This window comes from Methylomonas sp. 2F7 (assembly GCF_057126975.1).
On record NZ_CP195203.1, the window covers coordinates 3,646,262 to 3,663,178 of the forward strand.

At 52.6% G+C, this 16,917-nt stretch carries 15 protein-coding genes; all 15 read right to left on the minus strand.

Features of this window, described 5'->3' with window-relative positions:
- Window positions 1-10 precede the first annotated feature (10 nt).
- The 15 genes from ACR64Q_RS16370 to nifN all read right to left on the minus strand — a co-directional run bounded on the left by ACR64Q_RS16370 (window position 11) and on the right by nifN (window position 16,916).
- Window positions 11-1,432, minus strand: coding sequence for an undecaprenyl-phosphate glucose phosphotransferase (locus tag ACR64Q_RS16370; RefSeq protein WP_026602052.1), 1,422 nt, complete (start codon window positions 1,430-1,432; stop codon window positions 11-13).
- A 589-nt stretch (window positions 1,433-2,021) separates the two neighbouring features.
- The gene (gene ltrA, locus ACR64Q_RS16375) at window positions 2,022-3,230 is read right to left on the minus strand and encodes a group II intron reverse transcriptase/maturase (protein ID WP_483823304.1); all 1,209 of its coding nucleotides are present in this window, start codon (window positions 3,228-3,230) and stop codon (window positions 2,022-2,024) included.
- Between the two features lie 707 nt (window positions 3,231-3,937).
- Complete coding sequence (locus tag ACR64Q_RS16380; protein WP_313732459.1) at window positions 3,938-4,558, minus strand: PEP-CTERM sorting domain-containing protein; 621 nt, start codon at window positions 4,556-4,558, stop codon at window positions 3,938-3,940.
- Between the two features lie 79 nt (window positions 4,559-4,637).
- A complete protein-coding gene (locus ACR64Q_RS16385; RefSeq protein WP_026602054.1) occupies window positions 4,638-8,138 on the minus strand; it encodes a dockerin type I repeat-containing protein in 3,501 nt (1,166 codons plus the stop codon).
- A gap of 691 nt (window positions 8,139-8,829) precedes the next feature.
- A complete protein-coding gene (locus tag ACR64Q_RS16390) occupies window positions 8,830-10,104 on the minus strand; it encodes a (Fe-S)-binding protein (RefSeq protein ID WP_313732460.1) in 1,275 nt (424 codons plus the stop codon).
- Between the two features lies 1 nt (window position 10,105).
- Complete coding sequence (locus ACR64Q_RS16395) at window positions 10,106-10,558, minus strand: hypothetical protein (protein WP_020484890.1); 453 nt, start codon at window positions 10,556-10,558, stop codon at window positions 10,106-10,108.
- A 3-nt stretch (window positions 10,559-10,561) separates the two neighbouring features.
- On the minus strand, window positions 10,562-11,524 hold the full coding sequence (locus ACR64Q_RS16400; RefSeq protein ID WP_026602056.1) for a DUF364 domain-containing protein: 963 nt from the start codon (window positions 11,522-11,524) through the stop codon (window positions 10,562-10,564).
- Window positions 11,525-11,533: 9 nt separating this feature from the next.
- Window positions 11,534-11,914, minus strand: a complete 381-nt coding sequence (locus ACR64Q_RS16405) for a hypothetical protein (protein ID WP_020484888.1) — start codon at window positions 11,912-11,914, stop codon at window positions 11,534-11,536.
- Entirely contained in the window at window positions 11,911-12,417 is a 507-nt protein-coding gene (locus ACR64Q_RS16410; RefSeq protein WP_313732461.1) for a hypothetical protein, read from the minus strand. Before ACR64Q_RS16410 ends, ACR64Q_RS16405 begins: the two co-directional genes overlap by 4 nt.
- Before the next feature lie 3 nt (window positions 12,418-12,420).
- Window positions 12,421-12,744: a (2Fe-2S) ferredoxin domain-containing protein gene (locus ACR64Q_RS16415; RefSeq protein WP_020484886.1), complete on the minus strand. Its 324-nt coding sequence runs from the start codon at window positions 12,742-12,744 to the stop codon at window positions 12,421-12,423.
- A gap of 833 nt (window positions 12,745-13,577) precedes the next feature.
- Window positions 13,578-13,895: a ferredoxin III, nif-specific gene (gene fdxB / locus ACR64Q_RS16420; RefSeq protein WP_020484885.1), complete on the minus strand. Its 318-nt coding sequence runs from the start codon at window positions 13,893-13,895 to the stop codon at window positions 13,578-13,580.
- A 9-nt stretch (window positions 13,896-13,904) separates the two neighbouring features.
- Entirely contained in the window at window positions 13,905-14,120 is a 216-nt protein-coding gene (locus ACR64Q_RS16425) for a CCE_0567 family metalloprotein (protein ID WP_020484884.1), read from the minus strand.
- A gap of 8 nt (window positions 14,121-14,128) precedes the next feature.
- The gene (locus ACR64Q_RS16430; protein WP_020484883.1) at window positions 14,129-14,602 is read right to left on the minus strand and encodes a NifX-associated nitrogen fixation protein; all 474 of its coding nucleotides are present in this window, start codon (window positions 14,600-14,602) and stop codon (window positions 14,129-14,131) included.
- Window positions 14,603-15,042: 440 nt separating this feature from the next.
- On the minus strand, window positions 15,043-15,474 hold the full coding sequence (gene nifX, locus ACR64Q_RS16435) for a nitrogen fixation protein NifX (protein WP_026602059.1): 432 nt from the start codon (window positions 15,472-15,474) through the stop codon (window positions 15,043-15,045).
- Between the two features lie 44 nt (window positions 15,475-15,518).
- Entirely contained in the window at window positions 15,519-16,916 is a 1,398-nt protein-coding gene (gene nifN, locus ACR64Q_RS16440) for a nitrogenase iron-molybdenum cofactor biosynthesis protein NifN (RefSeq protein WP_026602060.1), read from the minus strand.
- Window position 16,917: the final 1 nt, after the last annotated feature.

The window sequence follows — 16,917 nt, forward strand, 5'->3', positions numbered from 1 at the left end:
AAGCGTTTCCTTAGTAGGCGTTTTTATTGATAAATCCGGTCAGCACAGTGCGGAAGGCGATCTCCAGATCGAACCACAGCGACCAATGCTGGATGTAATACAAATCATGTTCGATGCGGCGGTTCAAATCGGTGTCGCCGCGCCAGCCGTTGACTTGCGCCCAACCAGTAATGCCGGCTTTCACCATGTGTTTTTTCATGTAGTTGGGGACTTGATCCTTAAACACTTCGACAAAGTCAGGACGCTCAGGGCGTGGACCTACCAGAGACATATCGCCACGCAACACATTGATCAATTGCGGCAGTTCGTCCAGGCTGGTTTTGCGCAGGAAAGCACCGAATGGTGTAGCGCGATTCTCGCCGGGCTTGGCCCAGACCGCTCCGGTTTTGGCTTCGGCATCGACCGGCATGGAGCGGAATTTCAGCATCGTGAACGAACGATTATTCCAACCCACCCGCTCCTGACGATAAAACACCGGGCCGCGTGAACTCAGCTTCACGCCCACTGCCAGGAACAACATTAAGGGGCTGATCAACAGCAACAGAATCAAGGCCAGCAAGCGATCCTCAATTTCTTTGATATAGCGATTGATGCCATGCAATGGCGATACCGAGAAATCCAAAGTTGGAATGCCGGCCACTGTGTTCAGGCTAAGGAATTTGCTTTGTTTGAAGGCAAAGCAGTCGATCACCAGACGAATGCTGACCGGCAGATGACGCAGTTGATACTGGGCCCGCTCGGTCAAGGATTCGCCTTGATAGGCCACCCACACTTCGTCAATAGATTGACTGGAAATAATGCTGGGCAAATCGTCTAATGTACCCAATCTTGGCAAGACGTAATCGCTGATTGCCTGCCGCTCTTCTGAGCGATCATCGACATAACCGATAACTTGCAGGCCAGCCCAAGATGAATGATTCAACTGCCGAGCAACTGCCACCGCCATTTGATTCAAACCGACCATCACAATGCGGCCCTGCGACCAGCCGCGAGCCCGCAAGAAAAGTAAAACTTGCGACAGCACCCCGCGTGCCACCAGCACAAACACCAAACCCAGCACACCCCAGGAAGCAATCCAGCGATAACTGGAACCGAACCAAAAATGCATCCGCACCAAGGCAACAATGGATACCACTGCCACCAAAGCCGAAATCCAGGCCCTGACGATACGGGCAATTTCGCCGCGCATCGCATCGTTACGCCAAGGCCGATATACCTGGCCTATTTCAAAGAAGATGATGGCGCCGAGTATGCCCAGCGCGATAACGATCCGATAATCCTGATCGATAACATATTCGCGTAACCAGAAATAATGAGTCACCCAAGCGGCAGCAAACAACATGGCGACATCGATGATGCGCAGTAACAGAATCACCGTGTGACCGTACTGTTTAAAAAGCCCGTTGAATATATTTCCCAAACCGAGTGGCATGTGTGTAACCCCTATATCGTCTTTTTCCAATGACAAGGGTCACCGTCCCTGGAAACCCAACCTGATGCGAACGGCTTGATAATCGCCATTCGCTTGGGTAGTAGATTACCGAGACAAGATGAGAGAAAGCCTGAGGGTTTAATTAAGAATGTATTAGGAACGGCTTAACTTTGGATGAAGGGGCTTTCTGAAGATAGTGTTGTCAGATTCCGGAATGGGGTTGCATCCGATTGTTGGCACTTTTCCAGACTCATGGCCCGGAAAGTCACTATTTTTGCCAGGGGATTTTTTCGGACATCCCGCTAAAAAATTGGCACAAACTACACGACAGCTTATGCCTTCGGCGTAGCGATTCGTCCGCGTCACCTCGTTCCGACCCAACAAGGGGTCGAAACATAGGCTCTTGTTGACTTGACGCCGGGAGTCCCGATGCCGTGCATATTTTCGTAGCTAATCGAAGAAAATCTGTCCTTAGCAGCGGTTATCGAGGACTAAAACCTTCTCGCTCGGTTGTTGAGTAGACCGCAGGCACTTCCCCCGCAGCCTCTCGCAGAACGGTACGTGAACCTCTCGATTCATACCGCTCCCATCAGGCAAACGCACCTATCATTCCCGCTCGCCAATGAGCGAACAAGTTTGGATATTGATCAGCAATCTTCGCCAGAAACATCATAGCCTTGATCTTGTGCTGGCGAAGCGGCTTGAACTTACGCCTCGCCCACCTCACCAGAGTCATATTCACGTGGCGACACAGTCCGTACAACGCTGAGCGGGTATAACAACCATAATAGGCTAGCCACCCATTGATGATGGGATTCAACCATTTAGCGATCTCTCCCAAACTCAACTCGGTACGTGTTCGCACCCGTAACGTTCTAATCTTTTGCCGCATTGACTTCAGCGCCGCTTTACTCACTGCGGGCGTAAAGTTTACAAACACGCTGTTTCTCTTACGATTCCTACAAAGTCGCCGTCTAAACGTATATCCGAGAAAATCAAAGGATGTATGCTCATATTGCCCTTTGCGACTACCATCTTTACAGTAAACGATCTTGGTTTTCACCGGATGAAGTTCAAGTCCACAGGACTGAAAGCGTTGTTTCAATACTTCCAGCATACGTTGGGCTTCCGCCTCGCTACAGCAGTGCACCAGACCATCATCGGCATAACGGCACCAGACTGTATTCGGGTAATGAGTTTGCAGCCATTTGTCGAATACATAGTGCAGAAACAGATTACTGAGCACGGGACTGACAACCCCACCTTGTGGCGTGCCTTTTCCCCGACTGATCAACTCTCCATTTGGCATCTGCATCGGCGCCGTCAACCAACGTTCAATATATAACCTCACCCAGGGTGTATCCGTATGTTGATAGACCGCTTTAAGCAATAAATTGTGCGGTATATTGTCGAACAACCCCTTGATGTCAAATTCAAGCACCCAGTCGTAACGCCAACAACGTTCTCGCGTGACGCCCACCGCATCCAATGCTGACTTATTCGGCCTGTATCCGTACGAGTCAGGCAAAAAGTGCGGCTCAACCTGGGGTTCAAACTCCAGCTTGACGACCATTTGAGCAATACGATCACTCACGGTGGGTATGCCCAAAATCCGTTCGCCGCCCGCTTTCTTTGGTATGGCTACCGCTTTCACAGGCGGCGGGAAGTAACTGCCAGACGATAGCCGGTTCCATAGCTTGTAAAGATTGGCTTTCAGATTTCTTTCAAAATCTGCTAACGATTGCTTATCAACGCCAGCGGCACCGGCATTGGCTTTCACCAATTCAAATGCGCGCATGACTTGTCCTTTTGAGATGACAAATGGCTTTGCCCCGCTCACATCATCCTCCTGCCATTAGACAGTTGTGACATCAACAAAGGCTGCCTGATGTTGCCCCTTCGCTCCACGTTCATTACAAACGTTTCCTCGCTACTACGGGCAACTCCGCCCCAGTATCACGCATCGGTACTCTCATGCTCATAAATTGAGTTATTTGCATTTCTCCCTTAGCATCATGATGACTGGTTCCCACAGTTCCCATTGAAAGCCCAGTACAGAGTCACGCCCACTATACGCCGGACACCGCCTGCACAGCCTTCGGATTCGCTTACAGGCTAATCCCAAGAGTCTTGGACGCCCCTGGTTTTGATGTCAAATCTCTGAATAACGACGCGTCAACATAGGTTCGGTTTAACTCGTCTCTCTGTACCCTACCTACTAATTATGAATTAGCTTTTCCTCAACGCTCACTACCTGCACTCTTAATACAAGCAGCTTGAGGTGGTTTAAAGCCAGTTTCCGACAACAGACTTTGATGGGCCTACCATCATCTTCCAATGAGCTTATACACATCTGATCGCTATTTCCTTACAGCCTCAGTTTGTGTGCCTGTGGCACACTCCAGGATTTTCAGCGGTAGCGGGTGATATACCTTTTTACTTATCCTGGAGCGCTTGTGGAACGAGGTAATCGACGATAGGCACTTATTGCCCGCAAGCCATTTCTCAGCCGCTTGCCTTGCCCTTTCGCCGGGCCGATACGGCGAACGCCATCGTCACCAGCCCAACGCCAATCAGCGCCAGCAACGAGGGTTCGGGAATATTGCCGTTTGCGCTTACGCTTATACTTGTGTCGGTAACCGGTGGCAGAAAATTGACTAATCCTGGGTCTTCCGGAATAAGTCCTTCCGTGAAAAAGAAATTCAGATCGTCGGCCAAGAGGCCAAGAATCCCGGTCCCGATACCGACTGCCTTGAGGTCTATCGTGCCGAGCAGGATGCCATTTCCGAAAATGCCGGGTCCGGAGAACAAATCGCCGTTCGACGCACCGCGAATACCGTCGCTATCACTGAATGGGGCCAGATTTAACGGGTCGTCCGCGAACTGAGCTCCCGGGGTAAACCCTATAAAATCAAATACCCCGCCCGGACTCAAAGACAGGTCGAAACCGAATCCGATGATAGCTTCCGTTGCATCAATATCCGCCGAAATTGCCACCTGTAAGGTATCGCCGAGTAATGCCGTCGTACTGGAGGGCGTCAAATTAATGAAGGCCGCACTTGCGGTTTGCAAAAATGCGCATCCGCTTAGAAAAAGAATTCCGCAAAGAATTGATTTTTTTGACATGAAATACCCCATGGTTTGTTTATGCTCGTTCGATCAACAAAATGAAGCGGCCACGACGCCGGCTGCTCCCTACATTGCGTTACAGTTTGGATTTCTTAATCAAATCGCGAAGTATGCGCAGATCATTCACAGTAACCCGTCCGTCGCCATCCAGGTCCGCGTCCGGATTGTATTTCGGATCCCCGACTACGCTGCCCAGACTTTGCTGGAACAACGCCACGTCGGCCTGATCCAGTTTACCGTCGAGGTTGATATCGCCCGGCATTTTGGCTACGTAACCTTCAAACTCGCTGGCCTTATATGCCGAAGTCGCGGCCACATCGGTGGCTACCAGATTGGTGTTGGTCCCGTACATCAACAGGCTCTTCACGAAATAAGGCCCGTCTCTACCATTCTTGCCGATTCGGGTGCCATCGAAGACAAAATCAATTTGGCTGTTGCCGGCATTCAAGGACGCCCTTCTCGTATAGAAACCGATCTCCGTACCGCGCGAATCGACCAGTCGAGCACTCCATTCGTAAGTACCGCTGTTTATCAGTTTCACGGCGACGCCGACATGAAGTTGATTAAACAAGCCGTTTCCATCCGTATCAACACCGTTGTCGTTCGAAGCACCAGTCAGGGTAATCGCCGATACATTTCGAGTCGGATCGAAGTCGGTATATTGGTATCCTTTGGTTTCTTCCGGCAGCGCCAGCCGGTCGATGACTTCCTGACTCGACGGGTCGCGAAGTGAAACCTCTATGCGGTAAGGTCCGTCGATACGCTGCCCGTAAATATCCGGACCTGCAAAGTTAAGCGTCACTTGCCTGACGCCGGGCGTTACCGTGATCAACTGTTCGCTAAACACGGTGTTGGTCCCAGCAGCATTACCGAGCGTACCGGTCAGCAGGAAGGTACCACCACGGGAGAACGACGCGCCAAAGGAGACGGAGAGGGTGTCGTAAAGCCCGTTACCATTGCTGTCGACACCTTGATCGGACTGAGCCCCAACCGGCTCGATCACCGAGGCGAAGTCCTTGGCCGGATAGGCCGCTGTGACGAAGTCGAAGTCGGAAACGGTATGACTGTTGCTGTCGATCAGCGACACAACGCCTTCATAGGGACCGTCCTGCCCGGAGCGCTTGAGCGGCAACCCGGGGATAGTCAAGGATATAGTCTGTTGGCCTGCCACGATGGAGACCTCTGCATTGGCGTTGACCAAAGTTGTACCGTTTTTAATCAATGCGCCTAGCAAACGATAGTTGCCGGCCGCGCGCCCACTCACGTCAACATCGGCGCGAATCCCTTCGAACTTGCCGTCGTTGTTTTGATCAATACCTTGATCGCTGACTGCGGTAATAGCGGTCAGTATCTCGCCGAAGGAACGGTGATCATAAGCCGGGGTTTGCAGGGAAGTATTGATGTTGTTACCTCTCAACACCAGATCATAAGGGCCGTCTTGCCCGGACTGGTAAATCAGTTCCCCGGAAAAGACAATAGTGACCTTGCGGCTACCGGTGGCGCTCGCTTCAAAGGTAACGCGACTAGATAACTGAGATTCGTAAGCCGGCCGGTTTGCCACCACATTGCGGTTTTTTTCCAGCCGTCCAACTATGGTGTAAGTACCCGCGGTCAATACCTCCACGTCAATATCGGCGGCAAGGCCTTCATATACGCCGTCGCCATTGCTATCCAGCGTTCGGAAACTTGCCGTACCCGGAAGTTGCAGCTCAGTGCTCACCATGGCCATGACCACCGGTGCTAACAGCCTCGGAGCGGGAGCAGCCGGCAGCGTATATTCGTAGTCGCCCCAACCGTCATAGTGGCTGCTGAAAAGGTCGTAGACCCTAGCTCCTTCCGACGTAACAAAATACTCTCTCCCCCCGGCATCATTTGCGGTTGCGCCGGTTAGGTTGAATGCGATGAATTGAGTTTTGTTGCCGTAGACTCCATCAAACGTAGCATCGTAGTAATCCGGAAAAAACCATCCGCGCTTGACGAGGCTGTGGCTCGAAAAATAGTAGCGATCAAACGCTCCGCCACCGAGAGGTTTGGCACTACCGCGAAATGCCGGGTCAAGCGAAGGTGAACCGCTAGTTATGAAGTGATTGTCACCCGGCGCCGTTACCGGTGGCACAGCTGACAATCCACTCACACCAAGGGTAGCAGTCATATGGGTCAATACATCGCTAAAAACATAGCAGTCGGAGTAGTTGCACGTAATTGGATCCACAAGCAGCTCTTCCCACATACATTTGGGAATAACAGGGATAGGCACACCAAAGGCGTTGATGCATCCATACCGGCTGGCAATTGCTCCGGGCACAAAATTGCAGTATCCATATCGCCAATTAGCACCGCCAAAGCTATATAAGCCGTCCAGCACACCCTTGATGATGGCATCGTCGCCGGATTGACCCGAAGCCCAATCGGTAGCTTTTTCGTACCAAGTTAATCGGGGCGGGTCGACAATACCTAAAGGCGTCCCCTTGGTGACAAACAATTTGCGGCTTGCGGTAAGGCTCTGTGTGCCGTTAACGGTATAGGTGAAATCCACGGTATAACTACCAACGTTACCCGGCATTTTAACGGTAACATCGCCTTCGAAACCGTTCCAAGTAGTGGTTCCGCCAGGCCCTCCGCCGCTGGTGGTCCAATCGGCTTTGATTTCCGGCGGATCGATGCTGTTTTCGGGACAGGTTTTGAGTTTGGCCCGGAGCTTCGATTCTCCGCTGAACCAGCCAAACAGTCCTGAAGTCGCGGGCCCGGAAAAGGGGTACTCGTTAATCGGCCCTATGCGGGTACTCACATTGCAGGCCGCATCGAAATCCTGCTGGTAAATCGTGTCGATCGTCGCAGAGCCGGCATTCTGCCTTATTTTGTTGCCGTCAATAACCTTGAGCTCCAGCGCCAGTTTAGGCCGCACCGGTATGACCAAGGCAACCCAGTCGATAGCGGCGCACCAACGACCGCTACTCAAAGTGTCAACATTGATTTGAACTTTGTTGATTACCGGAACCACGTTGCCGCCACTGGCGGGACGGGAAGGAAACTTTATTTTACGAATATCTACGCTGAAGCTGTTCAGCTTCCAAATGTTGTTGTCGCCAGTTAAAAAACCCAGGCTTTGCCCGTTGAACAACGCTTCATCTCGTTCCGGCGGTGGCGTTCCATTAACATCAATGTCGTAAGCAGGCATAATAATGTCGACAGTGGCGGGAATAATACCGGCCGAAACCAGCGGCGCCGGATTGACCAGATAACCGTTGGCATCAACATCACCCACAAACTTGTCTATGACCACACTGATTACCAGCGGGTGCCCGGGGTCGTTATTGAAGGTGCAACCGGTATCCAACCCTGCACCGCCATCCGTAAAAAAGACGTCTTGCGTAGGCGGATCGAAAGGTGAAGTTCTTGGCCCCAGGGCGCTACGGAATAATATTCTAGGAGCTTGCGGCACTGTCGCCCTGTCGTCGCCATCTTGCTGGGCCGCGCGCGCCACCGGAACCAACAGCAGCAACGCGCTAAATATGAGTAACGGCAAAACTGATCTGTCTATAGCGTACAACCAGCAAAGATGTCGACGGATTTTCATAATCCCTCCATTTGTGTTGAAAGTTATTGATGCATTCGTGCCTTGATTACGTAAACTTTAAAACTACTGCGAAACCTTAATTTTGGGATAAGCGCTTGTCCGCGCTGCGGTTGAGCCGCAGATAAACAACATTCAGGCGAGCGCCGGGAAGATCAACAGCTTTAGGCATATAACCAAGTGTCCGCTACGCTCTAACATTGCCGCTAGGGTGATAGGTTTGTCAGCCGACAATAGACAGTCTCCGGGCAACCGTACGCTTGATTTCGCCTTACTGGGCTGAATACGCGGCTATTCTCGATGGACTGTGGGGCTAACACTTACGCCCCCAAACGACCATGTCGGCCGAGGTTAACAGCAAAAAACGATTCTCGCTTTGCGACGGACTTGATTAATTTTTTGCAATCTTTATCACAAAATTCTCTGTAAATCTACTGAACTTTTTAATCAACTTTTATCGACTGGCGATATTTGTAAAAATCACTTGAAGGTGATCTTTTGTATACAACGGCGGCAAGTCTGAAAATGCTGAACGTTCTCGTGGTTTAACCGCCGGTCTCACGCGAGTTTGTTATCTTCAGGAAGAAGAGTTTGTGGTGGCTGAAATGACGCGAGCTCGAATATCGAACTCAAAAAAATAGCCCAAATCAATGCGCCCGGCCGAATCACTCCGGGCTTTAAGACAATCGCAGAACTACACCCTATCGGCCAACAAGCGGATCGGATGCACCAGCTTTCGCGCGGTTTCGGCGCGATCGGCATTGAGGTAAAACGCGCAGCTAAAATTACTGCTCACTACCACATCGGCCCCTGAGCCTTCGATGGCTTGGCGCTTGGCGTTGCGCAGTGGCAGGGCATTTTCGGGATGACTAAGCATGTAGCTGCCGCCGGCACCGCAGCAGAGTTGATTGTCCGGCAAGGCTTCGATATTCAAACCGGGGATTTTCCGCAGCAGCTCGTGAACGGCGCGGCCGTTTTTCAACACATTGCGCTGGCTGCAAGGCTCGTGTACCGCGACATTTAAATTGGAGGCAGCGGGCTCTAGGTTATCCGGCCAATGCGCCAGCAAAAATTCGTTGATGTCCTGCAAGCGTTTGCCAAACCACCCGGCGGTTTCGCTATCGTCACCTTGATATTCAGTCAGCATGGCGCCGCAACCGCTGGCGACATAGATCACCGCGTCCACTTCCAGCTCGTAGAACGCTTCGATATTTTTATCTTTCAAGGCTTGCGCGGAGCAGCCGTTGTGCTGATGAATCGCTCCGCAACAGCCTTGGCCTTCCGGCACCACGACTTCATAGCCTATGGTATTGAGTAGTTTGATCGCGGCGCGTTGGGTGGCGCGGTCGAAATGTTCCGCCAGACAACCGGTAAACAAGGCTACTCGCCCGCGCTGACGCTGGCGTCTGCCGACCGGATAAATCCCTGCCAAGCTGCCTAAGGCCGGCTCGTTCAGCAAGCTTTCGGCGGTGGCCAATTTTAATTTGCGCAGCAAGCCACTGGCTCTCAGCGGTTTTCGCAAACCCGAACGCAAATACAAAGACATTAGGGGCAAGAGCATACGCCGCCGACGTTTATGTTCTATTAGGTACATCGCCAGCTTGGCTAACCAGGACTGCGAAGCGGTTTGCTGGAGTTTCGCTCTGGCCTGATCGAACAAGGCGCCGTAACTCATCCGGCTGGGACAGGCGGTTTCGCAAGCTCGGCATTGCAGACAATTATCCAAATGGGCGCGCTCTTCAGCGCTGATCGGTGCCTCCTCCACCAAGACTTTGCTGATCGTACGGATGCGCTGCCGGGGCGTTTCGGCGTCGATTTCGAACAACCGAAAGGTCGGGCAGCTGCTGACACACATACCGCAGCGCATGCATTCGCTGGCTTCGGGGATATACGGACCGTTGGGCGCAGGCGATTCCGAGCCGTTATCGCCCGTGAAGTCACCAATGCCAAAATCCATAATATCGAACATATTAGCCCTCCATCATTTTGGTGTAAGCCCGACGCAACAACTCCATTTCGGCGGGCGGACGCCCTCGAAGTTCCGGTAGTGTGCGCATCTGGCAGCCTAAGGTCTGCATCAAGCGATGCGGCGGGTCCAATAGTTTGAACCTAGCCATGTAGACGGTGACGACGCCTCTCGGGGTATCGACGTATTCCTTATAACCGGCTTCGGCATACAGTAAATCGTTATCGAACCCCAGCAGACGATTGATGGCGCTGATCAGCGTTGCCGGATGCACGGTGATTTTTCCTTCAGTTACCGTCGCGTCCTCATCGAAGGCGACAGACAGCGGCGGCAAGGACTGCGGAAAGCACACGCTGCCGCCTGCCTGCTGAGCGAACAGGGTCAGTGCGCTAATATCGCCTTTGTACATCAATAACAATCGGTGACTATGAAACGCCTCCGGTACTGCGTTATTCATTGCTTATCCAGGCGCACAGCTATCCCACAACGATTTAAAGCTGCTATCCAAGCGCGACAGCCGGCTGTTAATTTGGTCCAACAACGAGTAATGCGGGAAACGCGCCTTATTACCGTCGCGATACCATTGCTCCATCGCTTCAGTGAGTTGGGTTCTTTCGTTGAAACAGTCGGCGATTTGTTGTTTCAGCCAACTGATACTGCTTTGCGGCGCCAATTCCGCGACGCGATAGCGCAAACCGTTATTAAATATTCGCACACCGCCGCCCTGGGCTGCGGTGTGGTACAAGGCTTTCTGATCGACAATTTCCACGCCAGCCAGATAATCGATGCCAAACTCGTGCAACTGCGGCAGCCACGGTACGGTGGGTCCCATCAATACGGTTTTGGCGTGACTGGACAACTCTACCAAACGCGGAAAGGTTTTATTCGGAATGCTGCTGGCAGTCAGGAACACCCAATCGGCTTGCGGCAATAAAAACTCGCACGCGGAATCCGGCAGATCGGCTGCCGACGGCTGCCGCTCCAGAATGGTTAAATTCATCTTGTCCTGATAGCGTTCGATCCCCGGATAGCGGCCGATCACCACCACGTTTTTGGCCTGCAATTGCGGCAAAAAATGCTCGAACACCGCCAGATTAGCGTGCTCATCGTGACTGTCCAGCACCACCGATTCCGGTAAAGGTCGGGCGTTAATACAGCTATTAATCGCTGCCATCGCCACGGTGGCCTTGTATGGCTCCCATTCGGTAATCCAAGCAGCCAAATCCGTCACCGGTTTACCAACCAAAGTACCGGACCACGGCAAGGTGCGCGTGCTTTGACCCGGACTCATCGCCAAGCCGGCGGTAGCCCTGCCCTGGGATTGGCACACAGTCCAGACTAAACCAATCATCAGGTTGTCCACCACGGCATCGCTGCTGCAATAATCCAACAGCAATTCGTACAAACGTTTTGGATTAGCCATTGCCCCCCCTTATTGCGGGATGTCTAGCAATTTTGCTTCGGTTTTAATGTTGTCTTGCTGCCCCCAGGCATTGATCGCTTCGACAAACCACTGCTTTTTGGTCGGGTGCGGCTGCACAACGTCATATTCGGCATAAAAACTGCCGTCGCCATGAAATTTGATCTGGCCGATGCGCTGTTTACCGGCGCTGTACCAGTAGCCCACCAGATCCTGAGTTTGAGTAAACGGGTCGGTCACCAAGCTGAATTCGGCACTGTCAAATTTCGGCAGACTGAGTTCGGTTTGTACCGGAAAACCCAGCTTGACGATATTTTCAGTGATGCGTTGGCAGACTTTCTCCCCAAAAACCCGTCTTGCCGCCACATGTTCTGCGACCTGCTCGGCACTCATGCGGCATCCTCCATCACGGCGTCGGCCAAATCCATAATCACCGACGCCCCGGAACGATCTTCCGGATCGAGCGCGCGCATCAACACCAGAATGGATTGGGCTTCTGCATCCAATTGCCGCCGTAGCTTTATAAAAGCCAAGGCCTTTAGACTGTATAGATAAAACAGCGCGACTTCGCTGGCATACATATCCCACTGCTCCAACTCGCGCCCTAATTGCCGGTAGTCGGCAGGAAATCCCCCCTGTCGAGCAGCTTCATTCAGCGCAGCCATCACTTCACACTCGGCTTCCAGCAACCGGCCTTGGTAAAAATAAAACTTATACAAGGCAAAATAGGTTTGCAGACAAGTACCATCCAAGGCTTGCGCCTGTCTGAAATACTTTTCCACCAAGGGCTTGTCGGCATGACTGGCGGCCACCGCCATCTGCAACAGCTTATTCACCTCTTCCGGCACATCCGGACTGAATAAAACCCGTTCTTCAAAAAAGCCGAGCTGACTCATGGTTTACCAAACCTCGGCTGGCGCGACCAAGGCGGCGACCGGCTCGCCACCCAACAAATGCTGATCGATGATGGTTTTGACGTCATCTTTGGTCACTTTGCCGTACATGACGCCTTCGGGATAGACCAGCACGCTGGGTCCGAGCATACAAGGCCCCATGCAACCGGTGTTGGTTAGGCCGATTTTCTCGAACAGATTCCGCGCTTGAATTTGGTTCATGAACTCGTTCATCACCTCGGCACAGCCACTGGCAGTGCAGGAGCCGCGCGGATGGCCTTGCGGACGAGCTTGAGTGCAGACGAATACGTGTTTATCGGGACGAGGCATAGTGGGATTCCTTATGGTTTAACTTAAAAATAAGGTGTCGCTAACGCGACGAATTCTTTGATGTCGGTTCTCGGACCGACGACCGAGATACTTTCTTTTGCTCCGCCAAAAGAAAGTATCCAAAGAAAAGGCGGCCCGAATGCCGCTTATCCCCTGCGCTCCTCGCTTTTGAACGGGGTTGCCGAAAGGGGCGTCCTGCCCCTTCGGCAACGTGCGGCATCCATGCCGCACCCCTAACGGGCTGCTCACTCGGTACATCCGTGTACCTCGCCCTTCGGGTGCTTCGCATGCAAATCGGCTATCCTGCCGATTTGTCCGTTCAAAAGCTTCGGTGCTCGGCGCGGCATACGGGAGACAAGCGTTCTACTCTCAATGCACGTACATTTACATCCAGCACCAGAAAACTAAAAAGGGCTTTTACAAAACATTGTGAAGCTTCTTCAATTGGCGGCAGCTAGATCCCGAATTTATTCGGACAACCTAGTAATTCCGGGACAAGCCCCATCCCCTATGCCGCGCCGAGCACCGTAGCGTTTATCGAGATTAGCCCGAAGGGGTGCGGCAGGGATGCCGCACGTCGGCGGAGGGGCTGGGAAGCCCCTTCTGCCGACCCTCGATAAACGCTGCGGCGCGCAGGATCTGAGCGGTATCGGGGTGGCCTTTTCTTTGGATACTTTCTTTTGGCCAAGCAAAAGAAAGTATCTCGGCCGTCGGGCCGAGACCCGACTTCTAAAAAGCCGTCGCAACAGCGACACATTACCCCTCACCGCGTGGGCACAGAAAACCGTGCCCACCCTACGCAACTAAATAAGCGGTCGCGCTAGCGACACAAACTAAGCCGCCGCCTTATGCTCATGCGTAAAACAATCCTTAGGACAAACCTTGGAGCACGCCTCACAACCAATACAATCAGCCGCGTTCTTCAAGCTCATTACCATGGTGTTATCGTCATCGTCCTCAAAGTCGCCGTAGTCGTCACCGAAATCTTCGGCTGACAACGCTTCGTCTTTTTCGATCAAATCGAACACATCACGCGGACAGACCTTAAAGCACCGACCGCAGCCAATACAGGTACGCTGATTGATATCGGTAACGTACGATGGTGTCCAGACTGTGCCGCCGTAGGTAACGCCGGTTACAAATTCGCTCATGATCGTCTCCTAGGCCGTTTCTTTGCTGGCAGCCAAAAACTTCTTGTTGGCATCATCCCAGGCTTTGCAGGCGTCATAAGTCGCCTGCGCGATGCCCATCAATTCGCCATAGGCATCCGGCAGCCTGTCTTCGATCAAATCATGCAACACGGATGCCGCCTCGCTAGCAATACGTTTGGCTTTCTTGACGTCTTTTTCCAATACTTTCAGTTCTTCGTCGCTCATAAATCACCTCAAGCTTCGGCTACTTCTCTATACGTTGCGATCAAACCCAGCGCTTTTTCGATCGTTGCATCGGTTTTTGCCGCCAAATCTTCCAGGCTGGGAAAACCAAAGCGGTGCACGTCGCGCAAGACTTTATCCACCACGATCAATTTACCGACCAGCACCAAAGCCCGGCCAAAACCTTCGTGGGTGATGTTGATTACCGGTACGGCCATCAAGCCGCCTTTCTTTTCGATCAAAGAGGCGATGGAGTTGTAATAGGCTTTAACGCGCGCCAAAGTGATTTCATCGGGATCGCCGATGATCGGAATTTCACGCTTACGTTCTTTGGTCATCACTAGCGGATCGATAATCTTTTCTTCCGACCAGCCTTCATAGGTATCGTAGGTATCGAGTGCACGCAATTGTTTAACCATCTCGACGACGATTTCCGAGTTCATGAACGGGTCGCCTGCTTCGACGACTAATGCGGGTTGGGCCATGGTGGTTCTCCTTTGGGTTTTTGTTTGGTTAGGTTTGTGGCCTAACTGAAAAGTATTCATTGAGTGTCGCTAACGCGACGACAGTTTTAATGTCGGTTCTCGCACCGACAGGCGAGATACTTTTCTTTGCTTGTCCAAAGAAAAGTATCCAAAAGAAAAGACACCCGGATGCGGCTTATTCCCTGCGCTCCTCACTTTTGAACGGGGTCGCCGAAAGGGGCTTCCTGCCCCTTCGGCAACGCACCGCATCCCTGCGGCGCCCCTACCGGGCTGCTCACTCGGTAGATCCCTATACCTCGCCCTTCGGGTGCTTCGCATGCAAATCGGCTATCCTGCCGATTTGTCCGTTCAAAAGTTCCGGTGCTCGGCGCGGCATGCGGGGCAAAATCACTCCGACGCGCCAAGGCTTTTAACTATTCACGAGCTACCCCCAACCCAATCTATTCATCCCAGCCTTCCTCTTCCATCGCATTAAAACGCTCAGGACTCGGTCCCTTGTGTTGGTTGATGGCTTTTGCCAACCAACTGGACGGGCCGGCTTTCATTTCGGCCTGTAAATCCGCTATCAGATCCTTGATGGTGCTGCCTTCGTGAACTTTGATCGGCTGAATGCCTTGCGCGACGATTTGTTTCACTGCCGAGGCGCCAATGGCCAGGCAATACACAGCCGCGCAGCCTTCCAGCAACTGAATCTTTACAGACAACTTGTCTTCGTTGCCGTCCTGCGCGAGTTCGCCAAATTGCGCAGCTTCCATGAATTCGGACTGTTCCGGATCCACAGCGTAAACAGCAAACGATTTGGCCGAACCAAAATGCTGGTCCACATGCGCCATGTCGGTAGTGGCAAAAGCAACTTTAATAGCGGTTTCCATAGGCATCCTCTGTTCGTGGGTATGCAAAACGTGAATGCGGCGGGCTAATGACATGACGGCGAGCACGCTTGACGTTCGGATTCGGGTTTTTGCGCATAAGGCGAGTAGTACGGCTCGATCTCTTCGTGAGCAAAATTAATCACCAGATTGGCTAAATCGAACAAGGTTTGTCGAGTACCCCGATAGCCAATCCAGGTTTTTTGATAGCCGCCAATGATGTCGTAGAGCGGAAAGCCGATACGCAAAATCGGGATGCCCAGCCGTTCGGCACTAGCGACGGCGTGCGAGTTGCCGATCAGCAATTGCGCTTTGCGCTCTTTCGCCATCACTTCCAAATCTTCCAGGTCGCCGATCTTGATGCTGTCCACTGGTGCGGTCGCCAGCACCGGGGTATTGCCTGCGCAGATCGCGGTAACCACCTCCGCGCCCATGCCTTGCACCAAATGAATCAAGGCATTGAGCTGATCCGGATCGGCAGCGATAGCCACCCGCAGTTGACCGAGCATGAAATGGGTATCTAGCATCGCATCCTGCAATTGCGCACGTTGCCGTTCAATCTTTTGCGGCACCGGCATTTCGCTGATGTCAGCTAGCGTAGTGATCAAGGCGTCGTTAGCCTGCAGGCCATAAAGATGATCAAAATAGAAACTGGGGACGCCGGTTTTTTCCTGCAAGAGTTCGCCGGATTTACGCAGTGACGCACCGATTATCAAGCTGGCTCTGGCCTCGCCCAAGGTCGCCAGTTCGGAGACCGGCGTACCGCCTATAGTCACCGGCGAAAAGTCATCGTCGGTTAAGCTCCCATCCAGGGAGTCGGATAAGTCAGGCACCAGCACAGGCCGTAAATTGAATTGCTCGATCAAATCGCGCAAGGCTTCCAGATCGCCCGGCGTCAACATGGGGCTGACCAAACAATTGACCTGGCGTTGGCGATTACAGGGTTTGGTACCGGCAGTTTCCGCGTCCGGCACCAAGGCCTTGACGATTTCGTAAATAGTTGCTGCGTAACCGGTTTCCACGCAGCCGGTAAAGTCCGGAGTATTGACTGCCACCACGGCGACATGCGCGTATTCCGGATAACGTTCACGAAACTCGCGAACGTTGCGATGTACGTCGCAGCCTTGAGTTTCTGCCAAACCGGTAGTCAAAACCGCGATCAAGGCTGGGTTGGATTTTTCGGCAATCGCTTTGATGCCCTCAATCACATTTTCGTCCGCACCCAACACCGAACTAGCTTGATCCATCGCGGTGGTTTGCAACGGAATAGGTTCGCGAAAGTGCCTGACAAAAAACACCTTGGCAAACGCGGTGCAACCTTGTGAACCGTGCAGCATCGGGATCGCCCGATCAAAGCCCAAGCAAGCCAAGGAACCACCGGTAGGCTGACTAGCCTTTAGGGGATTGACCGACAGGGCTTTATTGCGTTTGACGATTTCGGCCATG

What these genes read in the sequence shown, in the direction of transcription:
- ACR64Q_RS16415 (WP_020484886.1), bottom strand. Translation starts at nt 12,744, where the DNA reads ATGCCTCGTCCCGATAAACACGTATTCGTCTGCACTCAAGCTCGTCCG.
- ACR64Q_RS16370 (WP_026602052.1), bottom strand. Translation starts at nt 1,432, where the DNA reads ATGCCACTCGGTTTGGGAAATATATTCAACGGGCTTTTTAAACAGTAC.
- ltrA (WP_483823304.1), bottom strand. Translation starts at nt 3,230, where the DNA reads ATGCGCGCATTTGAATTGGTGAAAGCCAATGCCGGTGCCGCTGGCGTT.
- fdxB (WP_020484885.1), bottom strand. Translation starts at nt 13,895, where the DNA reads ATGAGCGAATTTGTAACCGGCGTTACCTACGGCGGCACAGTCTGGACA.
- ACR64Q_RS16400 (WP_026602056.1), bottom strand. Translation starts at nt 11,524, where the DNA reads ATGGCTAATCCAAAACGTTTGTACGAATTGCTGTTGGATTATTGCAGC.
- ACR64Q_RS16405 (WP_020484888.1), bottom strand. Translation starts at nt 11,914, where the DNA reads ATGAGTGCCGAGCAGGTCGCAGAACATGTGGCGGCAAGACGGGTTTTT.
- ACR64Q_RS16425 (WP_020484884.1), bottom strand. Translation starts at nt 14,120, where the DNA reads ATGAGCGACGAAGAACTGAAAGTATTGGAAAAAGACGTCAAGAAAGCC.
- ACR64Q_RS16395 (WP_020484890.1), bottom strand. Translation starts at nt 10,558, where the DNA reads ATGAATAACGCAGTACCGGAGGCGTTTCATAGTCACCGATTGTTATTG.
- ACR64Q_RS16380 (WP_313732459.1), bottom strand. Translation starts at nt 4,558, where the DNA reads ATGTCAAAAAAATCAATTCTTTGCGGAATTCTTTTTCTAAGCGGATGC.
- ACR64Q_RS16385 (WP_026602054.1), bottom strand. Translation starts at nt 8,138, where the DNA reads ATGAAAATCCGTCGACATCTTTGCTGGTTGTACGCTATAGACAGATCA.
- ACR64Q_RS16430 (WP_020484883.1), bottom strand. Translation starts at nt 14,602, where the DNA reads ATGGCCCAACCCGCATTAGTCGTCGAAGCAGGCGACCCGTTCATGAAC.
- ACR64Q_RS16390 (WP_313732460.1), bottom strand. Translation starts at nt 10,104, where the DNA reads ATGTTCGATATTATGGATTTTGGCATTGGTGACTTCACGGGCGATAAC.
- nifN (WP_026602060.1), bottom strand. Translation starts at nt 16,916, where the DNA reads ATGGCCGAAATCGTCAAACGCAATAAAGCCCTGTCGGTCAATCCCCTA.
- nifX (WP_026602059.1), bottom strand. Translation starts at nt 15,474, where the DNA reads ATGGAAACCGCTATTAAAGTTGCTTTTGCCACTACCGACATGGCGCAT.
- ACR64Q_RS16410 (WP_313732461.1), bottom strand. Translation starts at nt 12,417, where the DNA reads ATGAGTCAGCTCGGCTTTTTTGAAGAACGGGTTTTATTCAGTCCGGAT.